General features: G+C 40.8%; 18 protein-coding genes, 1 tRNA gene and 1 riboswitch. Of the genes, 18 read left to right on the forward strand and 1 reads right to left on the reverse strand.

Annotation, left to right across the window (positions count from 1 at the left end):
• Positions 1–271 precede the first annotated feature (271 nt).
• A riboswitch (TPP riboswitch) is annotated at positions 272–361 on the forward strand.
• Positions 362–551: 190 nt separating this feature from the next.
• From DOD25_RS02750 to DOD25_RS02795, 10 genes are all read left to right on the forward strand, one after another.
• Positions 552–1,793: a hydantoinase/carbamoylase family amidase gene (locus DOD25_RS02750; protein WP_004574239.1), complete on the forward strand. Its 1,242-nt coding sequence runs from the start codon at positions 552–554 to the stop codon at positions 1,791–1,793.
• A 299-nt stretch (positions 1,794–2,092) separates the two neighbouring features.
• The gene (gene allW, locus DOD25_RS02755) at positions 2,093–3,577 is read left to right on the forward strand and encodes an allantoin permease (protein WP_082851869.1); all 1,485 of its coding nucleotides are present in this window, start codon (positions 2,093–2,095) and stop codon (positions 3,575–3,577) included.
• Position 3,578: 1 nt separating this feature from the next.
• Positions 3,579–4,955, forward strand: coding sequence for an allantoinase AllB (allB, locus tag DOD25_RS02760; RefSeq protein WP_004106667.1), 1,377 nt, complete (start codon positions 3,579–3,581; stop codon positions 4,953–4,955).
• A 60-nt stretch (positions 4,956–5,015) separates the two neighbouring features.
• Positions 5,016–5,213 (forward strand): sulfur carrier protein ThiS, encoded by a 198-nt coding sequence (thiS, locus tag DOD25_RS02765; RefSeq protein ID WP_004106666.1) that lies wholly within the window; start codon positions 5,016–5,018, stop codon positions 5,211–5,213.
• Positions 5,214–5,837, forward strand: coding sequence for a sulfur carrier protein ThiS adenylyltransferase ThiF (gene thiF / locus DOD25_RS02770; RefSeq protein WP_004106663.1), 624 nt, complete (start codon positions 5,214–5,216; stop codon positions 5,835–5,837).
• Positions 5,827–6,594: a thiazole synthase gene (locus DOD25_RS02775; protein ID WP_004108959.1), complete on the forward strand. Its 768-nt coding sequence runs from the start codon at positions 5,827–5,829 to the stop codon at positions 6,592–6,594. The genes thiF and DOD25_RS02775 overlap by 11 nt, the downstream gene beginning before the upstream one ends.
• Positions 6,595–6,737: 143 nt before the next feature.
• A tRNA-Gly gene (locus DOD25_RS02780) sits at positions 6,738–6,813 on the forward strand.
• A 174-nt stretch (positions 6,814–6,987) separates the two neighbouring features.
• Positions 6,988–10,233: a tetratricopeptide repeat protein gene (locus tag DOD25_RS02785; protein WP_112928649.1), complete on the forward strand. Its 3,246-nt coding sequence runs from the start codon at positions 6,988–6,990 to the stop codon at positions 10,231–10,233.
• Positions 10,234–10,291: 58 nt separating this feature from the next.
• The gene (gene ligA / locus DOD25_RS02790) at positions 10,292–13,060 is read left to right on the forward strand and encodes an NAD-dependent DNA ligase LigA (protein ID WP_082851871.1); all 2,769 of its coding nucleotides are present in this window, start codon (positions 10,292–10,294) and stop codon (positions 13,058–13,060) included.
• Positions 13,061–13,063: 3 nt separating this feature from the next.
• Positions 13,064–14,191, forward strand: coding sequence for an Mrp/NBP35 family ATP-binding protein (locus tag DOD25_RS02795; protein WP_064340392.1), 1,128 nt, complete (start codon positions 13,064–13,066; stop codon positions 14,189–14,191).
• A 91-nt stretch (positions 14,192–14,282) separates the two neighbouring features.
• Here DOD25_RS02795 and DOD25_RS02800 read toward each other — a convergent pair whose 3' ends face one another.
• Entirely contained in the window at positions 14,283–15,653 is a 1,371-nt protein-coding gene (locus tag DOD25_RS02800; RefSeq protein WP_004574246.1) for a DUF349 domain-containing protein, read from the reverse strand.
• Between the two features lie 96 nt (positions 15,654–15,749).
• Here DOD25_RS02800 and hisS point away from each other — a divergent pair, with 96 nt between their 5' ends.
• From hisS to DOD25_RS02845, 8 genes are all read left to right on the forward strand, one after another.
• Entirely contained in the window at positions 15,750–17,150 is a 1,401-nt protein-coding gene (gene hisS, locus DOD25_RS02805; RefSeq protein ID WP_064340395.1) for a histidine--tRNA ligase, read from the forward strand.
• Positions 17,151–17,241: 91 nt separating this feature from the next.
• Positions 17,242–19,038 carry an aspartate--tRNA ligase gene (gene aspS / locus DOD25_RS02810; RefSeq protein WP_064340391.1) on the forward strand — a complete coding sequence of 599 codons (1,797 nt, stop codon included), beginning with the start codon at positions 17,242–17,244 and terminating at the stop codon, positions 19,036–19,038.
• Between the two features lie 146 nt (positions 19,039–19,184).
• Positions 19,185–19,997: an amino acid ABC transporter ATP-binding protein gene (locus tag DOD25_RS02815; protein ID WP_004106646.1), complete on the forward strand. Its 813-nt coding sequence runs from the start codon at positions 19,185–19,187 to the stop codon at positions 19,995–19,997.
• Between the two features lie 68 nt (positions 19,998–20,065).
• Entirely contained in the window at positions 20,066–20,899 is an 834-nt protein-coding gene (locus tag DOD25_RS02820; protein WP_064340390.1) for a glutamate ABC transporter substrate-binding protein, read from the forward strand.
• A gap of 1 nt (position 20,900) precedes the next feature.
• A complete protein-coding gene (locus DOD25_RS02825; protein ID WP_004574250.1) occupies positions 20,901–21,578 on the forward strand; it encodes an ABC transporter permease subunit in 678 nt (225 codons plus the stop codon).
• Positions 21,579–21,583: 5 nt separating this feature from the next.
• Entirely contained in the window at positions 21,584–22,669 is a 1,086-nt protein-coding gene (locus tag DOD25_RS02830) for an amino acid ABC transporter permease (RefSeq protein WP_004106637.1), read from the forward strand.
• 208 nt (positions 22,670–22,877) lie between these two features.
• The gene (locus tag DOD25_RS02835; protein ID WP_064340389.1) at positions 22,878–24,317 is read left to right on the forward strand and encodes a UTP--glucose-1-phosphate uridylyltransferase; all 1,440 of its coding nucleotides are present in this window, start codon (positions 22,878–22,880) and stop codon (positions 24,315–24,317) included.
• Positions 24,318–24,609: 292 nt separating this feature from the next.
• Positions 24,610–26,529: a helix-turn-helix transcriptional regulator gene (locus DOD25_RS02845; protein ID WP_004106631.1), complete on the forward strand. Its 1,920-nt coding sequence runs from the start codon at positions 24,610–24,612 to the stop codon at positions 26,527–26,529.
• The last annotated feature ends 1 nt before the right edge of the window (position 26,530 follow it).

A 26,530-nucleotide genomic window follows, 5' to 3' on the forward strand; every position in this document is an offset into this window, starting at 1 on the left:
GTGCTTTCAACGCAAGCGAGGTCTGCCTTCGTCAGAAAAGACGAAGGCAGGGCAGAGTCGTGTGAAACATTTGCGCTGTTGGCGAATGAGCAGAAAACAGATTAGATTACCGCAAAACGCTTGTATTGCAAGACTTAATACAAGATTTCTTACACACTTTTTGCCTATAACCTAAATAAATCAAGCAACCAATCATTTCTTCACAGAAACACACATACTAATGTTCATTTTGAGTTCATTTAATATCGTGCTATACTCGTCCGAGTACAAGTGAAAATTGCAGGGGTACTGGAAACAGTTGAGAAACACCCTTTGAACCTGTTTTGTTAAGACATGCGTAGGGAGCAATTACAATAAGTGATTTCTTTCTGTCACGATTTTCGTGACATCTTGCGTTGCCACAAAGTAGTAGCAATTACACGAGTATCAACTAAACAATTAAAAAAGATTTAAAAAACAACTAAAAACAAAAACCAAACACCAAAACCAAAAAATATCCGCCTGAATGTCACTTTTGGGAAAACTTGCACAAGTGAGGAGGAATACTGCACATGATTGATAGCAGCATAAGTGCTGAAACTATAGAATCGGCCATAAGCTGGCTTGCAGGATTCACAGAAAAACCAGGAGAACAAGGAGTTACTCGACCTCTTTACACAAAATCTTGGAAACAGGCTCTTTTTGCTCTTCGTCAACGATTTGAAAAACTCGGTATGACTGTAGAATTCGACCAAGTTGGAAACCTAATTGCAACTGTTGAAGGATGCGAAAAACCAGAAAGCATAATAGCTTGTGGATCGCATATTGACACAGTTTCAAGAGGAGGTCGTTTTGACGGCCAACTTGGAATAGTTGCAGCCTATTTAGCAATTAAGAATTTACTTACTAGATATGGAAAGCCAAAGAAAAGTCTTCGCATTATCTGCTTAGCAGAAGAGGAAGGCTCACGTTTCCCATACGTATTCTGGGGTTCAAAGAATTTCTTCGGACTAGCCCAAAAAGAGGACGTAGAAAATATTTGCGACAGCGAAGGTGTTCCTTTCGAAACAGCAATGCGTGAAGCTGGGTTCAATTATCAAACAACTCAACCTAAGTTCGCAAATCTTGAAGCCTGGATTGAGCTACACATTGAGCAGGGACCAACGCTTTACAGCAATCACGAAGATTTAGGTATTATCACTAGCATTGCTGGCCAGCATCGTTGGGATATTCATCTTAAAGGCGTACAAAATCACGCTGGCACAACAATGATGTCCTACAGGCACGATGCAGTAGATTGCATGTCTCATATAATCGCCAAAAATCTTGACAAAGCTAAGCAAGCAGGCGACCCACTGGTGCTTACTTTCGGTAGAATCAGCGTAGTTCCAAATCAAGTAAATATTGTTCCTGGAGAAGTTACTTTTTCAATGAACTGCCGTCATACAGATAAAGCTTTTCTTGATAAATTCTTGCAGGAACTCGACGAGGATATTCACGAAACTGCCAAGTCTTATGGCATTACAGCGCAGATCGATAAGTGGATGTCTGACGATCCTACACCACTTAGCGACGATATTATTAATCTTTTGAAAGATCAAGCTAATAAGCAAGGTTATGCGTACAGAGTCATGCATTCAGGTGCTGGTCAAGATACGCAAATTTTTGCTCCGTTTGTAAAATCCGGAATGATTTTCGTTCCTTCAAAAGATGGTATTAGTCACGCTCCAGAAGAGTACACAGATCCACAAGACGCTGTTCACGGAGTAAAGCTTTTACGAGATGCTCTGCATAGTTTGGCTTATGAGGACTAACTAAAAACCAACTAAAAAGATAACGAAAACCAAATAAATAGAAATCTAGGAAGGACTCAAAAGGCATATACGATGCAAACTTCACTGCTTAATTAATCGCAGCGAAGAAAAGTGAATATCGAATGAGAGTACAACGCTTATTCACGAATAAGAGGCTGATACGAAGGGGCGCACCACCACGGGTACGAAATCCTTTCGTATCTTTTTTTATTTTTGAGCAAAGTTGCGATTATTACTTTCAAAAAACTCAAAACACAAAAAAGAATCAAATTACAAACAAGAAAAGTAAGGAGGTGCGCATGCAAATTAGTAAACTGCTACAAGATGAGCCAGTAGCTAGTAAAAACTTGGAATGTTACCGCGAGCGCGGCTACACCAACGAAGATTTACTGCCAAAGCCGCAAGAAAAACGCACAATGAGCGCTCTTAATTTCTGCACTTTGTGGATGCAGTCTGTACACAATATTCCTAATTATGCTGCAGTTGGCGCGTTCCTTTTAATGGGATACTCTCCAATTTACGTAATGATTGGTATCATGCTTGGCGCAATTCTTACAGCAATTGTCATGGTTGCTAACGGTGTTGTAGGTTCCAAATACGGCATACCGTTTTCTATGCATTTGCGCGCAACATACGGAAAAGCAGGCGCTCAACTACCAGGATTCCTCAGGGGAGTAGTTGCTGCAATATGCTGGTATGGAATTCAAACATATATAGGTGCGAAAGCTTTAGAGATTCTAGTTGGCAAAATTTGCCCTGAGTTTCTTACTTTTGGAAACAAAATACCATTTGTAGGTTCACACATACCTATTATTATTTCCTTCGCAATATTTTGGTTGCTTAATTTGGCGATTGGTTTAGGCGGAGGAAAAACTCTTAATAAGCTAACTGTAGTATTAAGCCCACTTATTTACGTTGTTTTTGGTTGCATGAGCGTATGGGCTATTAGCTGTGCTGGTGGATTATCTGCAATCATGCAATATCATGCTACTGTTCAAGCGCCAACTAATTACGGTCTTGGGCTTTTCATGATGATGGTTGTAAATTCTGTACTGGGCGTTTGGGCTGCTCCTGCCGTTTCTATTGCTGATTTTACGCAAAACGCAAAGTCAACTATGGCTCAACTAAAAGGTCAAATTGCCAGCTTCTTGCTAAGTTACGCGCTTTTTGCTTTTACAAGCGTAGTTATTTTAGTGGGCGGATCGCTTTTTTACCATGAAACTATTACAGATGTTCTTGTTATCATAAACAAGTGGGATAATCTTCCTGCAATTGCAATAGCTACTGGGTTGCTTCTACTTACTACAGTTTGCACAAATGCTACTGGCAATATTGTTCCTGCAGCATACCAGCTAACTGCTTTAGCTCCGCGATTTGTAAATTATAAGCGTGGCGTAGTTATTGCAGCTCTTGTAAGCACTGTGTTAATGCCGTGGAAGTTTATGGCTAATATTACAGGCTTCTTGAATCTTATTGGTATGCTTTTAGGCCCTATTGCAGGTGTTCTACTTGCCGACTATTACGTAGTAAAGCGCACACATATTGATCTTGATCAAATTTATTACGATACAAATAGCTCGTCAAAATCTGCTTATTCTGGAACTAACTGGATATCTTATACTGCTACGATACTTGGGCTTTTATTTGCTCTTTCCGGGCAGATAATTCCTCTACTTTCACCACTTACTCAAATCTCATGGATTGTGGGATGCGCTGTAGGATTCGTGTGTCAAATATTACTATCAAAAGTTTTTCAGCCAACAATGGCTAAAGAAAGGAAATAATATGAACTACGATGTAGTAATCACAAATGGTTTGGTTGTATTCGATAATGAAGCAACTAAAGCCGATATAGCAATTAAAGACGGCAAGTTTGCTGCTTTTGGAAGCAACTTTACAGCCGATAAAACTATTGATGCAACTGATTTAATAGTTGTTCCTGGAAAAGTTGATTCTCACGTTCATATTAACGCTCCAGGCGGCGGCGTTCGCGACGATTGGGAAGGTTTTGTAACAGCAACTTCTGCCGGCGCAAAAGGCGGTATTACTACAATGCTGCAAATGCCTTGCAATCAAATTCCTGCAACTACTGATGGAAAATCATTTGAAGCAGTGCTTAAAGAAGCCGACGGAAAGCTCAAGGTTGATGTTGGTCAAACTGGTGGCTTGGAACCACAAAACCTCAATGGCGGAATATGCGAGCAAGATAAGCAGGGTGTCGTTAATTACAAAGCATTCCTCGGCACTACTGGCGACAAGGATTTGCAAGTTGATTTGTATAATTGCGACGATTATTCCCTCTACACCGGTATGCAGCAGATTGCAAAAACCGGCAAAATTTTGATTATGCATTGCGAAAATGCTCCTATTACAGACCAGCTTGGAAAGAAAGCTCATCAAATGGGAGCTAGAAAGCTTTCTGAGTTCGTAGCAACCAGACCTGTTTTCACTGAAGTTGAAGCGATTGAACGCGCTTGTCTTTTTGCTAAAGAAACTGGATGCAGAATTCATATTGTTCATGTTTCTTCACCAGAAGGTGCTCAAGCTGTTGCTGACGCTCGTAAGAATGGCGTAGACGTAAGCTGCGAAACTTGCAACCATTACCTATATTTCGACACTTCTGAGCTTGACGAAATTGGAAATATCGCTAAGTGCACTCCGCCAATTCGTGACAAGGAAAACCAGAATGGCTTGTGGGAAAAGGTTTTTGACGGTTCTATTAACTTCATTGTTTCCGACCATTCGCCAGCTCCTTTGAGTTTGAAGCAAACTGATGATGCTTTCACAGCTTGGGGTGGTATTGGTAGCGTTCAAAACGATGTTGATGTGTTCTTTGATGAAGCTGTGCAAAAGCGCGGAATGTCATTAACTCAATTTGTGGCATTGAATTCTAGCAATTCTGCAAAACGCTTCGATTTGAAAGGAAAAGGCAGCATACGTTTGGGTTACGACGCAGATCTTGCATTCATTAAGCCAAACGCTCCTTATGTTCTTAAAGCTGAAGACCTTGAGTATCGAAACAAGTTCAGCCCATACGTTGGTCGCACTATTGGCTGCCAGGTGGTAAGAACTTTGCTTCGCGGCGAAGAAATTTACAGCCAAGAAAATGGCGTTTGCAAAGGCTTCAAGGGCAAGTTTATTCTTCATCCAGCTAAGGATTAGGTAGAATCTTTAAACGTAATATTTAAAACTTAAAGCATATTCTACAGAAAGGAGGTAAGTGTGCTGAAACTTAATCACGATACTGTGGATTATGTTGAGAACGAGAATTTACTTGAACTACTTAAGCGCGAAGGTTACGACAGTACTTTTGTTGCAATAGAAGTTGATGGTGAATTAGTAAAACGCAAAGATTTTGAAACTTTCATAGTTAAAGATAACGCAAAAATTGAAGTATTTAGCATTATGGGAGGAGGATGAATGGAAAGTGACGATATTCGCGCAAAAGTTCTTAAACGTCAGCTAAAGGAAGATAATGATTTGTTTGCTCAACAATCAGTTTCAATACTTGGCTGCGGCGGTTTGGGATCAAACATTGCGTTGATGCTTGCGCGAGCCGGCGTAAAAAAGTTGTACATTTACGATTTTGACAGTATCGAGTATTCGAATTTAAACCGTCAAAATTATACGATTAACGAAATTGGACAACACAAAGTATCTGCTACTAAAGCGCGGCTTAATGAAACTTTGCCGTACGTTGAAGTAGAAGCTTTCGTGCAAAAAGTTACGCCGGAATCGTTAGATGAGATTGCTGAGCGCTCCGACTTGTTTATTGAAGCATTCGACAATCGCGAATCGAAAGCAATGGTTCTTGACTATTTCATGAATCATCCTAACAAATATGTTATTACCGCTTCTGGCTTATCTGGACTAGGAGATATTAAGAACGTAAAAATTAAGCATCTTTCAAACGTGTGCTTAGTAGGTGATTTTAAGTCTTCTCCTGAAGAAGGCTTGTATTTGCCTTATGTTTCGATTATCGCAAGTTTAGAAGCGTTAGAAGCGTTGAAATGGATAAAAAATGGAGGAAATTATGGAGAATGAAGATTATTTAGAATTAGGTGGTAAGAAGTTTACTTCTCGATACATTTTGGGTTCTGGAAAGTATTCTGAGGAGCTTATTGATGCCGCAGTAAATAGTGCTAAAGCTGAAATGATTACTGTAGCAATTCGCTATAGCGAGAAAGCTGCAGGAATTTTAAAGCATATTCCAGAAGGCGTTACCATTTTGCCTAATACTAGCGGATGCGTAACTGTAGAGGAAGCAGTTAACACTGCACATATTGCTCGCGAAATGGGTTGCGGAAACTTCATCAAGCTTGAGATTATTCCTGATCGCAAGTATTTGTTGCCAAACAATGAAGCTACTTTGCAAGCAACAAAGATTTTGGCTGACGAAGGTTTTACTGTTCTTCCTTACATGTATCCAGATTTGTACTTTGCTAAGGCAATGCGCGACGCTGGAGCTGCCGCAATTATGCCTCTCGGCTCTTTGATTGGCTCTAACAAGGGTCTTGAAACTAAGAAGTTTATTCAGCTTATTATCGACGAAATCGATCTTCCTGTTATTGTCGATGCCGGCATTGGCGTTCCAAGCCAGGCTGCTGAAGCAATGGAAATGGGTGCTGCAGCTGTAATGGCAAATACTGGAGTTGCTACTGCAAACGATATTGTGCTTATGGCTAAAGCATTCAAGCTTGGTATTGAAGCAGGCCGCGCAGCTTATCTTGCAGGCCCTGGTCGAGTGCTTGAAAAGGGTGCAACACCATCTTCTCCAAAGCGCGATGACGAAAGCAAGTAAGCAAACAAATAAAATAAGTCTTCAACTTAAAACACTGAAAATCTGAAACAAGTAAGCCTTACAAGTGCAGCCAGTACTTGTAAGGCTTGCGACATACCTAATTTGCACTTTTTATGAAAATGATATAAGGTATTCACTTGTTTGCGGACATAGCTTAGTTGGTAAAGCGCAACCTTGCCAAGGTTGAGACCGCGGGTTCGAGTCCCGTTGTCCGCTCCATTTGAAAATAAAATATCCACAATTCTGCAACATTCACACATCGAACATGCGTTTCCTATATACTACTTATATACTGAACTATGATGTGACGAGTGCAGTCAGCGCACAAGATTAAATGCTGAATGCTTACGAACGCAACTTGCATTATGTCAACGACTTGAAAGAATGGGGATTATGGCTGAAGACGTGCAATCTACCGAGCAGACACACTCTAAAGAAGATCGTATGTCAATCATGTCAGACGCTATTGATTCCTTATGGCAACAAGGCGAAATTACTTCCATTCCTACTTTTTCTAAACACCGTATTTTTTGTGATTTTCCAGGACTTCCAGCAAATACCCAACTAGCTTGGTTTAAAATCCCTGGGAAACTATTTGGAATTGCGCTAGGTTTATGCAAAGATGATGGAAAACATTTTCGTCAACTTGCAATCGCAGACAAAGATGGGAGAGTTTACACAGGAGATAAAGTAACTCCTGTAGAAGCAATTGAGCGCATACCACAATTGTCATTTATTGAGCAAGGGTCTTTTAATCTATATAACAAAACTAGATTCTATGGATCTAAGCAAATACAAGCATCACATAACTTTACAAAACAACTACAAAACGTATTTAAAAATTTACGAAAAAAGAAAGTAAATAAGAATACTTCAAGCTCATACGCAAAACAAAACATTAACGATAAGCCTTTTGTCTATGGCGATGTTGTTATGCAAGTTTCTTTAGATGATGGCTTACATCAAGTTGCTTCATGGATCTGCTTAAACAATGGAAAGCATAAAAAATATACTATCGAAGGCACACGCGTATCGTTGAGTGACGATTTTAGATGCAATCTTTCATATGAAGACGCTATTGCTACAGTATTTTTTGCGACTTTTTTTGTGCCAGATTTACACCAATCATTAGTTGGTTTTGGATATTTTCACGTATTACACCGCTTGCATACAGAAGCTCCTCTTGGCGCAATAAGAAGAAGCGTTTCCGATATTAAAACTGCGCGCAAAGAAGGTTTTAGAGTTTCCGGTTTGGAAGAATACTACGAACGCGTCATGCGCGACGTTGGAGCATTAGAGCAAACTCACAGTCTAGAAGCAGTCCATGCAGCGGAAAGATTACACTTACAACCTGCACAGAAAACTTCAGCACATTACTTGATTTGGGATGATTCATTAGAGCCTTCTGCAGCTTTGAAAGTGTTGCGCATTGAAGGTGCATTAAACAGACTACAAGCAATTTATCAATGCATTCAAGCAAACGCATCGCAAGGTGGTAAAAGTTTAGAAGATAATATTACTTGCGAGCGCATTTGTGCTATCGATAACTCATTTATTGAAGATCCAGCTTTTATTGCTAGCGAAGATTTAGGAATGCAAAGTTTCGGAGATCCTACGCAAGATGACTGTATTCGCCCATTAATGCATTTATGGCGCAAAGCTCGCAAGTGCCAACAGTCTGCATCGTATTTAAAACAGACTGAAGCAGGAGAGTGGTTGTATCGCCAATCTTTAGCTGAACTTATTCGTAGCTTGTATTTACCGTTCCGTTTTGATGCAGATTTTCGCTCTAATTTAGGAGATGGGAAAGTTGCATTAGCTTTTACAGCAACAGGATCATCACTAATGCCAAGAAGTATCTACGATACTCATAAAAATAAGTGGCATGAGTATAGCGATAGCGAAAAGTCCAATATTTCAGTAAATTACAATTTGAGAATTGGAATTATGCTTGCAACTCTCGCTTTTGGTATTAGCGATAAAATACAGCAAGTTTCTATTAGACTTGACTCTATAGGTTTAGAAGAAATGGTTGCTGCACAAGATAGCGCTATTAGCAATCTACTAAATCGTACGCTAAGAGCACTAAATAGAATTGATAACAATAGTACGACGCACGAAAAAGGTGAGCCAAAAGATGGAGACATTCATGGCGACCCTTCTAAGTTGCAAGATTTGCAACACCTACCGTTTGCTGATGTTGTAGAAGCTGCGCAATCATTAGTAGATGAGCATAGTGATGATTTAACAAGCGCAATGGCAGCCGGAAACAATGAAAACAACGCAAATAACACAAATCCTTTAGCAGCATTTAGCGAACCGCCAGAAGTGCGAACTTTAATGACCGTCACTTTCGAACGTGACAATTTCGTAAAACATATTCGCTCGCACGGATTACGAAATCCTATAGAATTCTACAAAAAATCTAACGCTCGTATAAGCTTAAACGAAAATTGCAAGCTTAACACTGTAGAACCATCATTCGATTTGCATGACACTTGCTTCTCACCTAACGGCGCACAGGAAGAGCCAGAGTTTTCAGACACACTATTTAACGAAGAACAAGAAGAAATACTCGGAACAGAACATGCTAAAGGTCTTTCTATACAACGAGAAGACTTGCTACAGCAAGCAGTCGCCGATTTTCATCATATTGCTTCACAACCATTGCTAACAACAGCTGAAAAAGCTCGTGAAGCAATGAATATCATCGAACAAATTGGCGACCCAGAGCTTAACAACCAAGCAGATATAGTAACTCGTTCACTTATTGACGAAACTACAATACCGGAACTTCATTTCAAAGCATCTCAAAATATAAGAGATATGCGCATACACGCCCAAGAACAACTCATAGAGGGCGACATTAAACAAGCATTAGAATCTTATGAGAACAATATTGCAAAATTTGACACCATGTTCACAATAGATAATGCTGTGCCACGTTACTTTAATTCATATGCAGAACGAGTAGTGTACAACCGCTTATTCGCAACACCAGACGAGCAAACACTACTTATTCCAGACGGATTATTCTACGCCCACATGGAATTAGCAGATTTGCTCTCACAACTACATCAATATGATGCGGCGTTAAAACATTTAAACACAATGGTTTCATACGCTCCAACATACGCATTATCGCATTTGCGACTTGCAGCAGCATTATCGCAACAAGAAGATTGGACGTCAACAGTAGCAGCATGTCTAAACGCACTTCGAGTCGCATTAGACAAAGACGACGCAGCATTCGCATACTATAGATTAGCTTATGCAGCTTGGATGCAAGACAAGTTCACTCTGGCAGCAAGCGCTTACCGAATGGCAGACTATTTAGCTCCAGGAAGAATAGAACCGCTACAAATGGAACTAGAAGAATTATTATCACGAATGCGCTCGCAGTGTTATAAAGCTCCTACTAGTATGGATGATGTTAGACATTGCTTTATGAGTGACGATATTCCTGTCTGGCCTAATATTGAAGCAAATCATATTATTGGAAAAGCCGCAAAGCTAACTGTTGACGATGGAATGTTTGTAATTGCAAGAACTTTGTGCGTAGCGCATATTCGAATGTCACTGAATGACGATTGTGAAGGTGCAGTACAATCACAGTTCTTACGTTCATTAAATGCGTAAATGGTAAGTGACATAATCTATATAAAGCAACAGCTGATTTGAAGGGGGTTTCATGAGTATGGCTCACGATGATATCGAGTCAAAAAACGCACAATGGACTCTTTTTGACGATTTTGACGAGCAAAATGAGACTCATGAAAATACGCAAAAAACAGATACGTGGATTGCTCAACTTCAGCCAACAGACACTGATGCGTTGGCTCTTGGAAACTTGCAGCCAGCGACGCTTACTATAGAGCAAGCTGCGAAACTTTGGGCAAAATTGGCAGCTTGGGCACAATCTGATCAAATTGCTTATTACGTAGAAGATTCTCCGACTAGTTCAGACGCAGCATATGATGCAAGAATGCGAGCGCTAAGCGCTTTAGAAGCTGCCTTCCCAACTTTAGATACTCCTCAATCTCCAACACATCGCGTAGGTGGAACTTTTTCTAACGATTTTACTTCTGTAAAGCATCCGTCTCGAATGATGAGTTTGGATGACGTATTTTCAATTGAAGAATTACATGATTGGTATAACAGCGTAATTCGCGATTTACAATGGGATGAGTCTAAGCCTCTTCCTATGACTTGCGAAGTAAAAATTGATGGTCTTGCTTTAAATCTTATTTATCGCAACGGTACTCTTGAACAAGGTCTTACTAGAGGCGATGGCGTAACTGGCGAGGATATTACATTAAACGTAAGAACGATTGAAGCAATACCAACACAGCTTCATTCTGATAATCCTGACGATATTCCTGAGTTCGTGGAAATTCGTGGCGAAGTTTTTATGAAATGGGAAGACTTTAGAAAATTAAATGATGAACAAGAAAATGCTGGACGAGTTGCTTTTGCAAACCCTCGTAACGCTGCAGCCGGCTCTTTGCGCCAAAAAGACCCACGAATTACAGCCACGCGTCGATTAAGCTTTTTTGCACACGGACTAGGTGAGCTTCGTTGGAAAGAAAATACAAACCATAACAATAGTGAAACAAAATTTAATCAGTCTGACGCATATAAGCTCTATCAACAGTGGGGAATACCTGTTTCTCCGTACACAAGAAAAGTCACAAATTTTTCTGAAATAGAAGAAATGATTGACTATTACGGAAAGCATAGAGCAAATATTTTGCACGCTTTAGACGGCATAGTTGTAAAAGTTGATGACAGAGCATTACAGCATCAACTAGGAGCTACTTCTAGAGCTCCACGATGGGCTATTGCATACAAGTATCCTCCTGAAGAAGTTAATACTTATTTGAAGGATATTATTGTCCAGGTTGGAAGAACTGGAAGAGTAACTCCTGTAGCTGTTCTTGAACCTGTTACTGTAGCAGGATCGACAATTTCTCGCACAACTCTTCATAATGCTTACGAAGTTGAACATAAAGGCGTGCTAATTGGCGATACTGTCGTAGTTCGTAAAGCTGGGGATGTTATTCCAGAATTAGTCGGACCGGTACTTAAAGCTAGGGAAGGGCGAGAAAATGAACTTAGAAAGTTTGTTATGCCAGAATACTGCCCATCTTGTGGAACTAAGCTAGCTCCTGCAAAAGAGGGAGATAAAGACATTCGTTGCCCAAATGTAGAAAACTGCCCAGCTCAACTTACAGAACGAATAATTCACTTGGCTTCCAGACAAGCTTTTGATATTGAAAATTTGGGCGATAACGCTGCGCTAGCTCTTACAAATCCTGAGGATTGCAGACCTACAACTGCAGAAGTTTACTGCCCAGATATGGATAAAATTATAATTCAGCGAGGCGCAACTCAACAACCATATATACCGTCACCAGATTTAACGCTACCTGAACCACAAACTCCAGTACTTAGAAATGAAGCTGGATTATTTAGTATTACTGCCGACGATTTGCAAAATGTAATGGTTTGGAAAGAAATTCCTCTTGTTGAAGAGTGGAAAGAAGTTAGTAAAGACGGTAGCTTTAAAAAGCGTACACGCAAAATAGGCGGATCTGGTCTTTGGCATCAAGTTAGAGCATTTTGGACTCGCACAATCGAAGCAAAGTTATCTACAAATTACGAAGCAGAAGGAACTCCCGAAAAAACTACTTCACCAAACGAACAATGGGATCCTCAATATCCTAAATTCCAAGTTCCAATTGACGCTAAAGTGGTACTTTGGAAAAATAAGCGCATTACTAGAAATGCTAAAACTAGCGACAACGCTAAAGAAACAATAAATGTGCCATGGTATACAAGACCTTCTGAAACTACTCGTAGTATGCTTGAAGAAATAGCTCAAAAAGGCAAGAATGCAGCACTGTGGCGAGTTTTGGTTGCTTTATCTATTCGTAGACTAGGTCCACCAACTGCACGTCTTATAGCGGCAAATTTTGGATCTTTAGACAATATTTCCAAAGCATCTATTGAAGAACTTACACAAATTGATGGAGTTGGTCCTGAAATTGCGCAAGCAGTATACAACTGGTTCCAACAAGCTAAAGACCCTGCTAATTGGCAATTTGAAGTATTAAAATCGTGGCAAGAAGCAGGTGTAGTAGGGAAAGTTGAAGCATCATCTTTCGCTCAAACATTAGTAGGTAAAACAATAGTTGTTACAGGATCTTTGCAAGGATTTACAAGAGACAGCGCAAAAGAAGCTATAGTCTCAAGAGGCGGCAAAGCATCAGGATCAGTAAGCAAGAACACATATTGCGTTATTCTAGGCGAAAATGCAGGATCCAAGGCAACTAAAGCGCAAGAACTTGGCATCCCTATGCTTAACGAACAACAGTTTAATACTCTTTTAAAAACTGGGAACTTAGAAGAAATACTACAAATTGCAAATAATACTGTTCCAAATCTCATTGCTGAGGAATCATAACGGATGAATACAAGTGAACTCGAAAAACAAGTTTACGATTTGCTGGGTAGCGTTATTGATCCAGAATTAGGTCGCTCTGTTACCGAATTAAATATGGTAACCGGAGTGCATGTGATAAAGAAAGCTGAAACCATTGATACAACAAAGTTTGCTTATGATGTAGAGATAAATCTTGAACTTACTGTGCCAAATTGCCCTCTTGCGGAAGTAATTACAGGACGAGTTCAAGAAGCTATATCTAAATATCCTCAAGCAATACTCATACCGCACGTTAACGCTACTGCAATGAGTAAAACTAAATTAGAAAAGTTGGTTGCAGATTTAAAAGCTGAACGCAAAGAAAATCCATTTAATAAAGCTGGCACTCGCACGAGAATTTTTGCTATAGCCTCTGGGAAAGGCGGAGTGGGAAAATCTTCTATAACTGCTAATTTAGCTGCAACTTTTGCCGCATTAGGTTACGATACTGCAGCTATTGACGCCGATATTTACGGCTTTTCTTTACCGCGAATGTTTGGAGTTAATTCTCAACCAACAAATTTAAACGGAATGCTTATGCCTGTAGTTGCTTGGGGAGTAAAGCTTATTTCTATTGGAATGTTTGCTGGAACTGATCGTGCTATTTTGTGGAGAGGACCACGATTACAACGTTCTTTAGAGCAGTTTCTTTCAGATGTTTGGTGGGGCAACCCTGATGTTTTACTTCTTGATTTAGCTCCAGGCACAGGAGATATGGCATTAGCTGTAGCGCAATCCTTACCAAACGTAGAGCTTGTTGTAGTAACAACTCCACAGCCTAGCGCATCAGATGTAGCAGTTAGGTCAGGTCTTATGGCTTTGCAAATTCCTGTAAAAGTTCGCGGAGTTGTTGAGAACATGAGCTGGTTTGAAAATAACGGCGAGCGCTTAGAATTATTTGGTTCAGGAGGAGGAAGGAGAGTAAGCGAACAACTTTGTAACGCTCTTGACACTAATGTGCCTCTTTTAGCTCAACTTCCTTTAGATCCTGCGCTTAGAGAAACTGGTGAAGCAGGGAGACCTGCTGTTCTAACCGAAGATGGAAAATTGGCAGATTCTAATTTAGCTAATACTTTTATTCATTTAGCTAAATCTTTAATAAAAAACTCTTAAAGCAAATAAAGCTTAAAATACAGCCGAAAAAATAAGTATGGGGTTGCTTAAAATCAAGCGACCCCATACTTTTAGTTAGTTATAAAACTAATTATTTAACAGCGTTCAACCACTGCTCTTTAGTAGCCTTTTCAGCTTCCAACTTAGCTTTACGCTTATTATCGGTTTCCTTAGCAATAGCAGCGTTAAGCTCTTCTAGTTGTGCTTCCAACTGTAAAGCAAAACTGGACTTACGAGCGTTAGCTTCAGGATCAGCCTCACGCCAAGCAGCTTCTTCAACAGCCTTAATCTTTTTATCAACGTCGTTTAAGCGAGACTCAATACGACGCATATCTTCACGAGGAACGAAACCAATAGCATCCCATTCTTCCTGAATCTGAGACAAAGCCTTACGAGCTTTCTTAGCAGCTTCTTCATTTTCTACTGGCAACAAAGCCTCTGCTTTTACGAGCAAAGCTTCCTTCTTAGCAAGATTTTCGTGTTCTCCAGCATTAACCTTTTCACGGTCATTTTGACGAGCATGATAGAAAGCATCAGCAGCTTCGCGGAACTTAGCCCACAAAGCATCATCGTGCTGGCGGCCAGCATTGCCAGCTTTCTTCCAACGATCCATCAAAGCATTGAACTTCATAGAAGTTTCACGCCAATCTTTTGAATCTTTTAAGCTTTCAGCTTCTGCAATAATAGCTTCCTTAAGCTGCTTAGCAGTATTACGCACGTGCTCACGTTCTTTAACCCAAGAATTGCGAGCCTGAGAGAATGCAGAACGAGCCTTTGAAAAACGCTGCCACAAAGCATCGGCATCAGACTTATTCAAGTGAATAGTAGTACGCTGATGCTCCTGCCATTCGTCAAATAAAGCACGTAGCTTATCGTTTAATTCACGCCAATTAGTAGATTCATTCATTTGCGCTACTAACAATTCTGCACGTTCTACAATATTTGTACGCTCTTTCAAAGCTTTTTCCAGAGCTTCTTTTCGAGCTTTAGCGATTGCTTCCTTCTTTTCATTACCTTTTGCAGTCAATTCGGCGTGTCGCGCACGTAAAGCAGCAATATCGCCTACGGCAGCAGGATTTTCCAATTCAGCTTTCAAAGTATTAAGCGTTTCGTCAATTTCTTTTGCTTTTACATTGGAAGCTTCTAAGCGCTTAGCAAAAAGATCAAGCTTAATCTTCAAATCAAGATAACGGTGAATATAGAAAGTCAACGCTTCTTCAGGAGTGCCAGTGGAGTATTGACCAACCTCACGCTCAGCACCGTTTTCAGTAACGTAAACAGTGCCATTTTCATCAACACGGCCAAAAGTTTTTGCGGCTTTAATATCCTCTTCACTATAAGAAATGGTTGGTGCTTGAGCAACAACACGAGTCTTATGCGCGAAGCTTGCTGGAGATGGAGCAACTGGCTTTGGCGCGGTAGTAGTTTTAGTAGTTTCTTCAGGTTTAGTCTGTTCGGTCACGGGACGACTCCTTACAGCAGATGCACGGTAACAATGTTACGAATAAGTATGACGGTAAGCCATGATTTTTCCGCAACACCACCTATTATAGTGGACATGGTACAAGGCTCATCAATATCGGGTTTCCCTGAATGGCTTCCTAGTGAACGCGCTGTTGAACAGCAAGTAATTGACACACTAAGAGAAGTGTTTGAACTCAACGGTTTTATTGGAATTGAAACGCGTGCAGTAGAACAGGGTTCAAGCTTATTAAAAAAAGGCGAAACCAGTAAAGAAATTTATTTATTATCGCGTTTACAAGAAGTTGGTCACGAATCCGACACTCCTGTAGAAGAACGCATTGGTTTACATTTCGATTTAACAGTTCCACTCAGCCGTTACGTCGTTGAGCATACTGGTGATTTGACGTTCCCATTTAAGCGCTGGCAAATGCAAAAAGTTTGGCGAGGGGAGCGTCCACAAGAAGGTCGTTTCCGTGAGTTTGTTCAAGCAGATATCGATGTCGTAGGAAATGGCGAATTACCTTCACACTACGAAGTTGAACTTCCACTTGTCATGGTTGAAGCTCTTGAGCGTTTACGTAAGTTCGGTCTTCCTAAGGCAACTGTTCATGCTAACAATCGAAAGCTTTCTGAAGGTTTTTATCGCGGTATTGGATTAAGCGATATCGAGGGAGTTCTTCGAGAAATCGATAAGCTAGACAAAATTGGCGCTGAAGAAGTATCCAAGCTTTTGGTAAAAGAATGCGGAGCTACGGCTTCTCAAGCTGATGCATGCTTAGAATTAGCTGAACTTACTGCCGAAACAGGAGATGAGTTGAAGTCTCGTTTCGACGAATTATGCGATAAGCATAATATTTCTCGAAATGATGATAACGAGTCTTATGTTTTAGCTTCTCAAGGTGTTGAAACTCTTGCAATGATTGTAGACGAGGCAGCACGTATTCGCCCAGGCGCTGTTGTTGCTGATTTGAAGATTGCTCGTGGACTTGACTACTATACTGGTTCTGTTTACGAAACTTTCCTTGATAATGCAGCATCTCTTGGTTCAATTTGCTCTGGTGGACGTTACGATAATTTAGTTTCACAGGGCAAGAAGAAGTATCCAGGCGTAGGACTTTCAATTGGCATGTCTCGACTGCTTTCTTATATGCTTCACACTGCAGGAGCTACTGTTTCTCGAGTTTCTCCTGCTGCAGTACTTGTTGCAGTGTGGAATGAAGAAGATCGTCCTGCATGCAATGCTATTGCTAAAACTTTACGAGATCGAGGCATTGCAGCAGATGTTGCTCCTAGCGCAGCAAAGCTTGGTAAGCAAATAAAATATGCTGACAAGCTCGGCATTCCTTATGTGTGGTTCCCTGCTGATAGCACTGAATCAGAGTCATCTCACGATGAAGTAAAAAATATTATTACTGGCGAACAGGAAACCGCGGATGCCACGTCTTGGCAACCGGATACTGTTTATGCCCGGCAGACAGTTTCTTGCGCTAAATAATGTTCTTGCAAATTTGCTTGAATATTGTGCGCAAAATCATGTCAATAGAAACAAATGAATATATCAATTAGATTGTAGAGGAAGTGGACTTATGAGCCAGACGGCGTATCGCACACATCATGCCGTTGAAGTGACTGAAGAATTAGTCGGGCAAAAAGTAACCATCGCTGGTTGGGTTGATCGTCGCCGTGATCATGGTGGAGTCGCCTTTGTTGATGTCCGTGATAACACAGGCTTAGTGCAAGTTGTTATTTACGATGAAGAAACTGCACGACCATTGCGTAGTGAATTCGTTGTACAAGTGACCGGCGAAGTTCGCTTGCGTCCAGATGGCAACGAAAACGATCATTTAGCAACCGGTAAAATTGAGATTGTTGCTCAAACTGTTACTATTCTCGCAAAGTCAGACGCTTTGCCATTCCAGGTTTCAACAGCTTTGGAAAACGAGTCCGAGAACAAGCTTCCAAGCGAAGATGTTCGTTTGAAGTATCGCTACCTTGATTTGCGTCGCCCATCTATGCAACGCAATTTGAAGCTTCGCTCTGATATGGCTAAGGCTGCCCGCCATGCTTTGGAAGACATGAACTTTACTGAAGTTGAAACACCAACTTTCATTAAGTCAACTCCTGAAGGTGCTCGCGACTTCGTTGTTCCAGCACGATTGGTTCCAGGCTCTTGGTACGCACTTCCACAGTCTCCTCAGCTTCTAAAGCAGTTGCTCATGGTTTCTGGCGTCGAGCGCTACTATCAGCTTGCTCGTTGCTATCGCGACGAAGACTTCCGTGCGGATCGTCAGCCTGAGTTCACTCAGCTTGATATGGAAATGAGCTTTGCAAGCCAGGAAGATGTTATGGCTATGGCAGAGCGCGTTATTGCTGCTATTTGGAAGGAAGCTGGTCACGAGATTGCTCTTCCTTTGCCTCGTATTACTTGGCAGGAAGCAATGGATAAGTATGGTTCCGATAAGCCTGATTTGCGTTTTGGAAACCCACTTATTGAGTTGACTGACTACTTTAAGAACACTCCATTCCGCGTGTTCCAAGCTTCATACGTTGGCGCTGTGCTCTTTAAGGGCGGTGCTGCAACTCCTCGCCGTCAGTTTGACGCTTGGCAGGATTGGGCTAAGCAGCGTGGAGCTAAGGGATTGGCTTACGTTGTGTTTGGTGAAGATGGCGAGTTAAAGGGTCCTGTTGCTAAGAATCTTAGTGAAGAAGAGCGCGCAGGTCTTAAGGAAGCTGTTGGAGCAGAAGATGGCGATGCAGTGTTCTTCGCAGCAGGCTCCCGCGAGTCTTCGCAGCTTTTGCTCGGTGCTGTTCGTGTAGAGCTTGCTAGCCGCGCAGGATTGCTTCACCCAGATGAGTTTGCTTTCACTTGGGTTGTTGACTTCCCACTGTTCAAGCGCACTGATGATCCAGATGATGACGACGTTGCTGTTGGTCACTCAAAGTGGACTTCTATGCACCATCCATTCACAATGCCATCTGCTGATTGGATCGATAAGTTTGATAAAGATCCAGAGCACGCTATGAGCGATTCTTACGATATCGTGTGCAACGGTAACGAAATGGGCGGCGGATCCGTTCGTATTCACCGCGACGATATTCAAGATCGTGTGCTTAACGTTCTTGGAATCGATAAGGCTGAAGCTGACGAAAAGTTCGGCTTCTTGCTTGAAGCTTTCAAGTATGGTGCTCCACCTCACGCTGGTATTGCTTTGGGTTGGGATCGTACTGCTGCAATTTTGGCAGGCGCAAGCTCAATCCGCGACGTAATTGCATTCCCTAAGGCTGGCGGCGGTAGGGATCCTCTAACCGGCGCTCCTGCTCCGATTTCTGACGAGCAGCGTGCTGAAACTGGCGTTGATTACGATCCAGAAGAAAACGAGTAAATAGAAATACTTGTAAAAAGTGTTATTGATAAGCCGTTGATTGTTGATTTTATGATTACAATTAACGGCTTTTTTGTAACGTAAGAGTTACAAAACGTAACGATAGTGATAAATAGCCGTAACACAGGTTAGCTAAACTTCTTGTTATGGATAAGCAAGTATCAAAGTCAAATCCAAACGCCGAGGATATGACTAATCGCACTATTTCAGTGCAAAAAGCGGCAAATCCCCTCGTAGAACTAAGTCATGTCGAAAAGCATTATGGAAAACTTCATGTGCTTAAAGACATCAATCTGACTGTTAATAAAGGCGAAGTACTAGTTATTATCGGTCCATCTGGTTCTGGTAAATCGACAATGTGTCGCACAATTAACCGTCTCGAAACTATTGATTCAGGTGACATACGTATTGACGGTGAGCCACTTCCTCAAGAAGGAAAAGAACTTGCAGCTTTGCGAGCAGAAGTTGGTATGGTATTCCAGTCCTTTAATCTTTTCGCTAACAAGACTATTTTGGAAAATGTTATTCTTGCTCCAATGAAAGTGCGCCATATGGATCAGCAAAGTGCTGAATCTCTTGCTATGGAATTGCTTACTCGAGTCGGAGTTGATAATCAAGCAAATAAAATGCCTTCACAACTTTCCGGCGGTCAGCAGCAGCGTGTTGCAATTGCTCGAGCTCTTGCTATGCAGCCAAAAGTTATGCTTTTTGATGAACCTACATCTGCACTAGATCCGGAAATGGTTAATGAAGTTCTTGATGTCATGGTTGAACTTGCAAAAGAAGGCATGACTATGATTTGTGTTACCCACGAAATGGGATTTGCACGCAAGGCAGCTGACAGAATTGTATTTATGGCAGATGGTCAAATTCTTGAACAAGGCACTCCTGAAGAATTCTTTGAACATCCAAAAACTGATCGTGCAAAAGATTTCCTTTCCAAGATTCTTACGCATTAATCTGCTTTTTGTTTTATCTTTCAGTAAAATTCTGAAACTTTAAAACAGTTCTTATGAAGGGAAAAGATATGAAAATATTACAAAATCGCATTTTTCGTGCGATACTAGCGATGCTTTGTACCATATGTTGCGTTATGCCACTTACAGCGTGCGATCGTAGCGATGGTAAAAAAGTCATACGCATCGGTATTAAATTCGATCAGCCAGGCATCGGCTTCAAAAAATCAGGAACTTACGTTGGATTCGACGTTGATGTTGCAAAGTATGTTGCTAAAAAGCTTGGCTATTCCGAAGATCAGATTGTGTGGAAAGAATCACCATCTAAACAACGCGAAACGATGCTCCAAAATGGCGATGTTGATATGATTGTAGCCTCATACTCTATTACGGATGCTCGTAAAAAAATGGTGACATTTGCAGGACCATATTTTATTGCTGGCCAGGATTTACTAGTTCGAAAAGATGAGCATAAAGTAAGCGGTCCAAATGATTTGGACGGAAAGCGTTTATGCTCAGTTTCAGGCTCAACATCTGCAATTGCTATTAAGGAGCGTTACTCTTCAAAGGTACAGCTTATGCAACAGCCTGGTTATGCAGAATGTGCAACTGCATTATTCTCAGGAATTGTAGATGCTGTAACTACCGACGACATTATTCTTGCTGGTTTAGCAACCGCTTCTCGAGGTCGTTTAAAGCTTGTAAACAAGCCATTTACCGCAGAATATTACGGAATTGGCATTAAAAAAGGAAATACAGGCTTAGCTAAGAAAATTAACACAGCCTTAAAAGACATGATTCGTAACGGATCATGGAAAAGAGCTCTAGACGACAATTTACGAGGCACTGGCTTTAAGCCAAACGCAAAGTATAATCCGCCAATTCCTCAAGAAGGAGAGAAGTAATATGCAAGATTTTATGCAGCTATTTACCTCCTACAATATTCCAGGAGCATTCTTGGTTAATATTGAAATAACTTTATGGAGTGTACTTTTTTCATCAATTATTGGCGTAATTCTTGTTACTATGCGCATTTGCCCTGTTTCATCATTACGTATGATTGCTACAGTTTATGTTGAATTGTTTAAAAACATGCCACTTACCATCATTATGGTTTTCATGGTTTTAGGCGTTTACGCTCAGCTTAAGATAGGATTCTCCTCAATTTTTGAAGTGAATTTCTTCTGGCTGGCAATTGCTGGATTATCGCTTTATACTGCAGCATTTGTTTGCGAATCTTTGAGATCTGGTCTTAATACAGTGCCTGTTGGCCAAGCAGAAGCTTGCCGCGCTCTTGGATTAAATTTCTTCCAATCTGCAACACAAGTAATTCTTCCACAAACTTTCTGCGGTTCAGTAGCACCATTAGGTAATACTTTTATTGCTTTGCTTAAGAATTCTACAGTTGCTGCTGCAGCATCAGTTGCCACAGAGACTTCAACAATGATGAGCGAAATGATTGAGAAACATGCAGATTTGATTGTTCCAATCTTCTTAATTTTCGCTTGCGGATACATTATGCTCATCATTCCTATCGGCATTTTGACTACTTATTTGTCAAATAAACTTGCTGTGAGAAGGTGATAACAATGGCTAAACAACGTGAACAATCATTATTATTTGATGCTCCAGGTCCAAAAGCTCTTAAGAAAATTCGCATAGCTAATATTATTGCCGGTTGCATTTTTGTTATTTGCATTATTGCTATTCTCGTTCGTTTGAGCAATCCTCCAGAGGGAGAAAACCAACTTTCTTGGACACTTTGGAATCCTGCACTCGAATCTGAAGCCTGGGTTGATTTTTATCTTCCTGGATTATGGATGACACTAAAGGCATCGTTACTTGCAGTAGTTGGTTCTATTGTATTTGGCTTATTCTTCGGACTTTGCCGTTTACTACCTAATTTTATTATTCGTAGTATTTCCGCAATAGTAGTAGAATTTTGCCGTGCAGTACCAGTATTGATGCTTATGATTTTCTTGTGGAGAGCATTCGCACTTTCTGGTATGAAAGAATCATCATACTGGGCTGTTGTTTTGGCACTGATTATGTATAACGGTTCTGTTGTTGCAGAACTTGTTAGATCTGGTGTTGGCAACTTGCCAAACGGTCAAAGAGAAGCTTCGCTTGCATTAGGATTGAGCGAATACCAATCATTGACACAAATTGAAATGCCTCAAGCAATTATTGCTATGATGCCTGCAGCAGTAACTCAGCTTGTAGTTGTTTTGAAGGATACTGCACTTGGTTCAATTATTATGTACACTGATTTGCTTCAGGAATCGCGTCGACTCGGATCAATGTACTTTAATATTTTGCAAACATTAAGCGTTGCAGCAGTAATATATTTCCTTATTTGCTTGGCATTGTCTTGGTTTGCACAATGGTTGCCATCGCACTTGAAGAATCGAACTGCCGCTCCAACAGAACCAGAGCCTGTTGCTCCAATTGCTATTATGGATCCTTCTAATGTGAACCAAATAGCAGTTGCTAGCGAAGTTAAAGAGCTTCCTTATGGTGGTACTCCACGTAAGTATCACGTACATCATCGCGGTACAAACGCTTCTATTCACCATTGGCGTCACACTCGTTACTTGCAAGGCTATGACGAGCATCATCTAAAAACTGGAGATGAACCGGAAGAAAATGATGACAACAATGCAGAAAATAACTAAATTTCATATTTAGTGGTGTTTAGTAGCAAATTTCTCATAAGCGCAGTCAGTATTTATTATTGGCTGCGCTTATTATTTTCTATCTTGCAATTTCTAACTTTGGTAGAATCATAATAGTATTTCAAAATAACCGTTAAAAGCAATATTTGCGCAGCGACGCACAAATCGCTAAACTATTAAGGTCACATGCATACGAGGAGGCTTTTACATGGATGACGCGTTTGAGTTGTCCGCTGCAAAGATGCGCGAACAAGGCATGAGCGAAATTGCTATTGAACAATTTAAACACTTATATAATGCTTGGAATTTAGATAAATCAGGGGATAAGCCTGCGGAGTTTATTCGCGAGAACACGGTTGAGCCTATTAAAAGCGTTCCAACTTTCCACGAAATTTACGAAACTATTGATCACGACAAAGCTGTTAACGCATTCGCAAAAACTGCTTTTATTAAATTAAATGGCGGTTTGGGAACATCTATGGGCTTGTCTTGCGCAAAATCTTTACTACCAGTTCGTAGGCATAAAGCTCGCCAAATGCGCTTTATTGATATTATTATTGGACAAGTTCTTACAGCTCGTCAACGATTAGGAGTTAATCTTCCGCTTATTTTCATGAATTCTTTCCGCACGTCTCATGATACTTTGCAAGTACTAAAACGCAATCGCAAGTTTGTGCAAGACAATATTCCTGTAGAAATTATTCAACATCAAGAACCAAAATTAGTAGAGGAAACTGGAGAACCGGTTTCTCACAAGGAAGATCGATCTCTTGAATGGTGCCCTCCAGGTCACGGCGATATTTTTTCAACTCTGTGGGAATCTGATTTATTGCATACTCTTAAAGAAAATGGAATTGAGTATTTGTTTATTTCAAATTCTGACAATTTAGGTGCTAGACCGTCGCGCACTCTTGCTCAACATTTTGAAAATACTGGCGCACCTATCATGATTGAGGTTGCGAAGCGAACGCAAGCAGATCGTAAGGGCGGTCACATTGTTAGGGACGCGCAAACAGGAAGACTAATACTACGAGAAATGACACAGGTTCATCCTGAGGATCGTAGAAGCGCACAAAGCATTAAAAAACATCCATACTTCAACACAAATAATATTTGGGTTCGTGTAGATGCTCTAGAAAAAAAGTTAAAAGAGCACAAAGGAATTTTGCCTTTGCCTGTTATTTTTAATCACAAAACTGTTGACCCAACTGACGAAAGCAGCACACCAGTAGTGCAATTAGAAACAGCAATGGGCGCAATAGCTTCACTTTTTGATGACGCAATTTGCGTAGAAGTTGATCGCATGCGTTTCTTGCCTGTTAAAACAACCAATGACTTATTTATTATGCGATCAGATAGATTCCATCTTACTGATTCATATGAAATGGAAGATGGTAACTATATATTTCCTGATATTGATTTGGATCCACGTTATTACAAAAACATCAATGATTTCAACGAAAGATTCCCATATTCTGTTCCAGCTTTAGCTGCTGCAAAATCAGTAACTATTAGAGGGGATTGGACATTTGGAAATCAAGTTTCAATGTTTGCTGACGCTGTTTTAGAAGATACAGGAGAACCAAGTTATGTGCCGAACGGAGAATTCGTGGGACCGCAAGGAATTGAACCAGACTCTTGGGTTTAAAGCAGATTTCTTGCAAATATGCGATTTTTATTGATAGTAAATAAAATTATCTATAAAAAAGTTATATGGCGTGTCGCGAAAAAATGGCGTATTTTCAACGTTGTTGATGTTCGTGTGAATAAAAAATACATAATTATTAGAAGTTTTTTAAAAAATGTCCACACGTACCGCAAAACACCATTAAAATAGAAAAGGTGTGCGCAGTATTGCAACACAAGTTTTGCTGCATTTCGTAGTCGCTTGTATGCAAGGCGCATAAGTAAATTGATACAAACATGATACGTGAGGACTAATGGTAGAAGGAAGCAACGGAAGGCGACGTTTTTCCGACAAATGGGGCAAACACGAGTTAGATGTACTCGCTGTATTGTCTTCCGCATTCCCGCAATGGCTGACTTCGCGTCAAATTGCACAGCGCGTAAAGGCATATGCAGATTCGTACGGTGAGCTTGCAGATCAAGCAGCTAAAGCAGCATTCGCAAAACAATTCCAGCGAGATCGCGCAAAGCTTGCTGCTATGGGTATTGCAATCGAATCTAGGCAGCCAGAATATTCTTCAAAGTCCGAAGGTCAAGACTTTGCGTCTTATCGTTTGCAATTAGGCGATGAACCTCGCGTACGTTTACGCTTCGACCAATCTGAATTACCAGTTTTAGCTGCAGCAAATTATCTTGCTCGTTCAATGTCTATTTCTTCTCTTGATTCAGGTCAACACGAGCAACAGCGCACTTCTCGCACTGCTCCTAGAGTTCCACAAACTCCTATTCCTGGCTTAGGCTTAGATTCAATCGCACCTGGTCTTGGAACACAAATGCTACCTGATTCATTGGTAAAAGTTATTGATTCTCGCAGATTTGCCGCAACTGTGGATGTCGATGGTGAACATTTAAACGTTGCTTATACTGATGCTGACGACTTAGCGATGTTTGTGCTAGAACATCCTGGATCTAGCGTAGTAAGCCCTCAAGAAGCAGTTGATGCTTTCCATCGCCGTTTGCACGCAGCAGTTAATTTTGCTCAATGTGACGAAAATGAGCAAAAAGATGAAGAAGATGCTATACAAGAAGCGCAAAATATTGAAGAACAAAATAGCGACACTGATAAATCGCATACCAAAAAAGGCTCTTCATTCCAAACTGGAAGTGAAGTAGATCGTAGGCTTCGATTGATGCTTTTCTTGTCTGCTCATCTTGGAGAGGAATTCCCATTAGACGAGCTTGCTGAGCGTTTTATTGGTAGACCAAAAAGCGATGATGAACTTCGTCGATTTGTTACAATTCTTCACAAGGATATAAATACTCTTACTACTGTTTCTGACGATGGGGAAATGGCCGGAAGCCAATTCTTTGATATAGATTGGACTCTTCTTGAGAACGAGGGAATTGTTTCTGCTACTAATTCTTTAGGATTGGAAAGACTTGCTGGAATTTCGCAGCAATATTTGAGCATGCTTACTGCGTCTGCTAATTATTTGGCACATTCCTTGCTTTTGCCTATTGAACAGCGCACACAAGCTGAATCCTTGTATAAACGTCTTCGCCGTCATGTTCTTCCTGGTCAAACTCCATGGCTGAGTTTAACAGGTTACGAAATTGAGCCTCGAAATTGTTCTATTGTTCGCAGTGCTATTAACTCTGGATCTTTGCTAGATATGGAATACACTGACGGGGCAGGACGTATTCGTCGCAAGATTGTTGCACCGTCGAAGATTTACGTTGATGAAGGCGTTTACTATGTTGCAGTGTGGACTGATGTAGAGCAGCAAACACCAGAAGATAAACGTGAATTTGTTGCTAAAGATACGACAATTAATAAAGCGAATGGATTGCCTCGCATTTGGCAAGTTCTTCGCGTAGCACGTATTGAACGTGCAGAAGTTGTAGAGCCTGTATCTCAAGTTGAAATTCCAGATGTGCCAGTTAGTGAACTTCGTAAATGGTGCTTTGATAACGGAACTGAAACTTGCTTTATTACCGATGAAACAGAATTGAACTTTTTGAAGAATCTTTCTGGAGCCACTATGGAAACTTGTGGCAGCGGAGTAAAAGTCCATCTTACTGTTTCTTCTGATTCATGGTTCGTTGCTTTTTGCATTGCTCACGCACGTCATATTACAGCTGTTGCTCCTGAAACATTGCGCAGTATGATTATTGCTCGCGCTCAACGTGAATTAAGCGTTAATCACGCTGATAATGCGAATACAGAGGAATAAC

The organism is Gardnerella leopoldii (assembly GCF_003293675.1).
Classification (GTDB): Bacteria; Actinomycetota; Actinomycetes; order Actinomycetales; family Bifidobacteriaceae; genus Bifidobacterium; species Bifidobacterium leopoldii.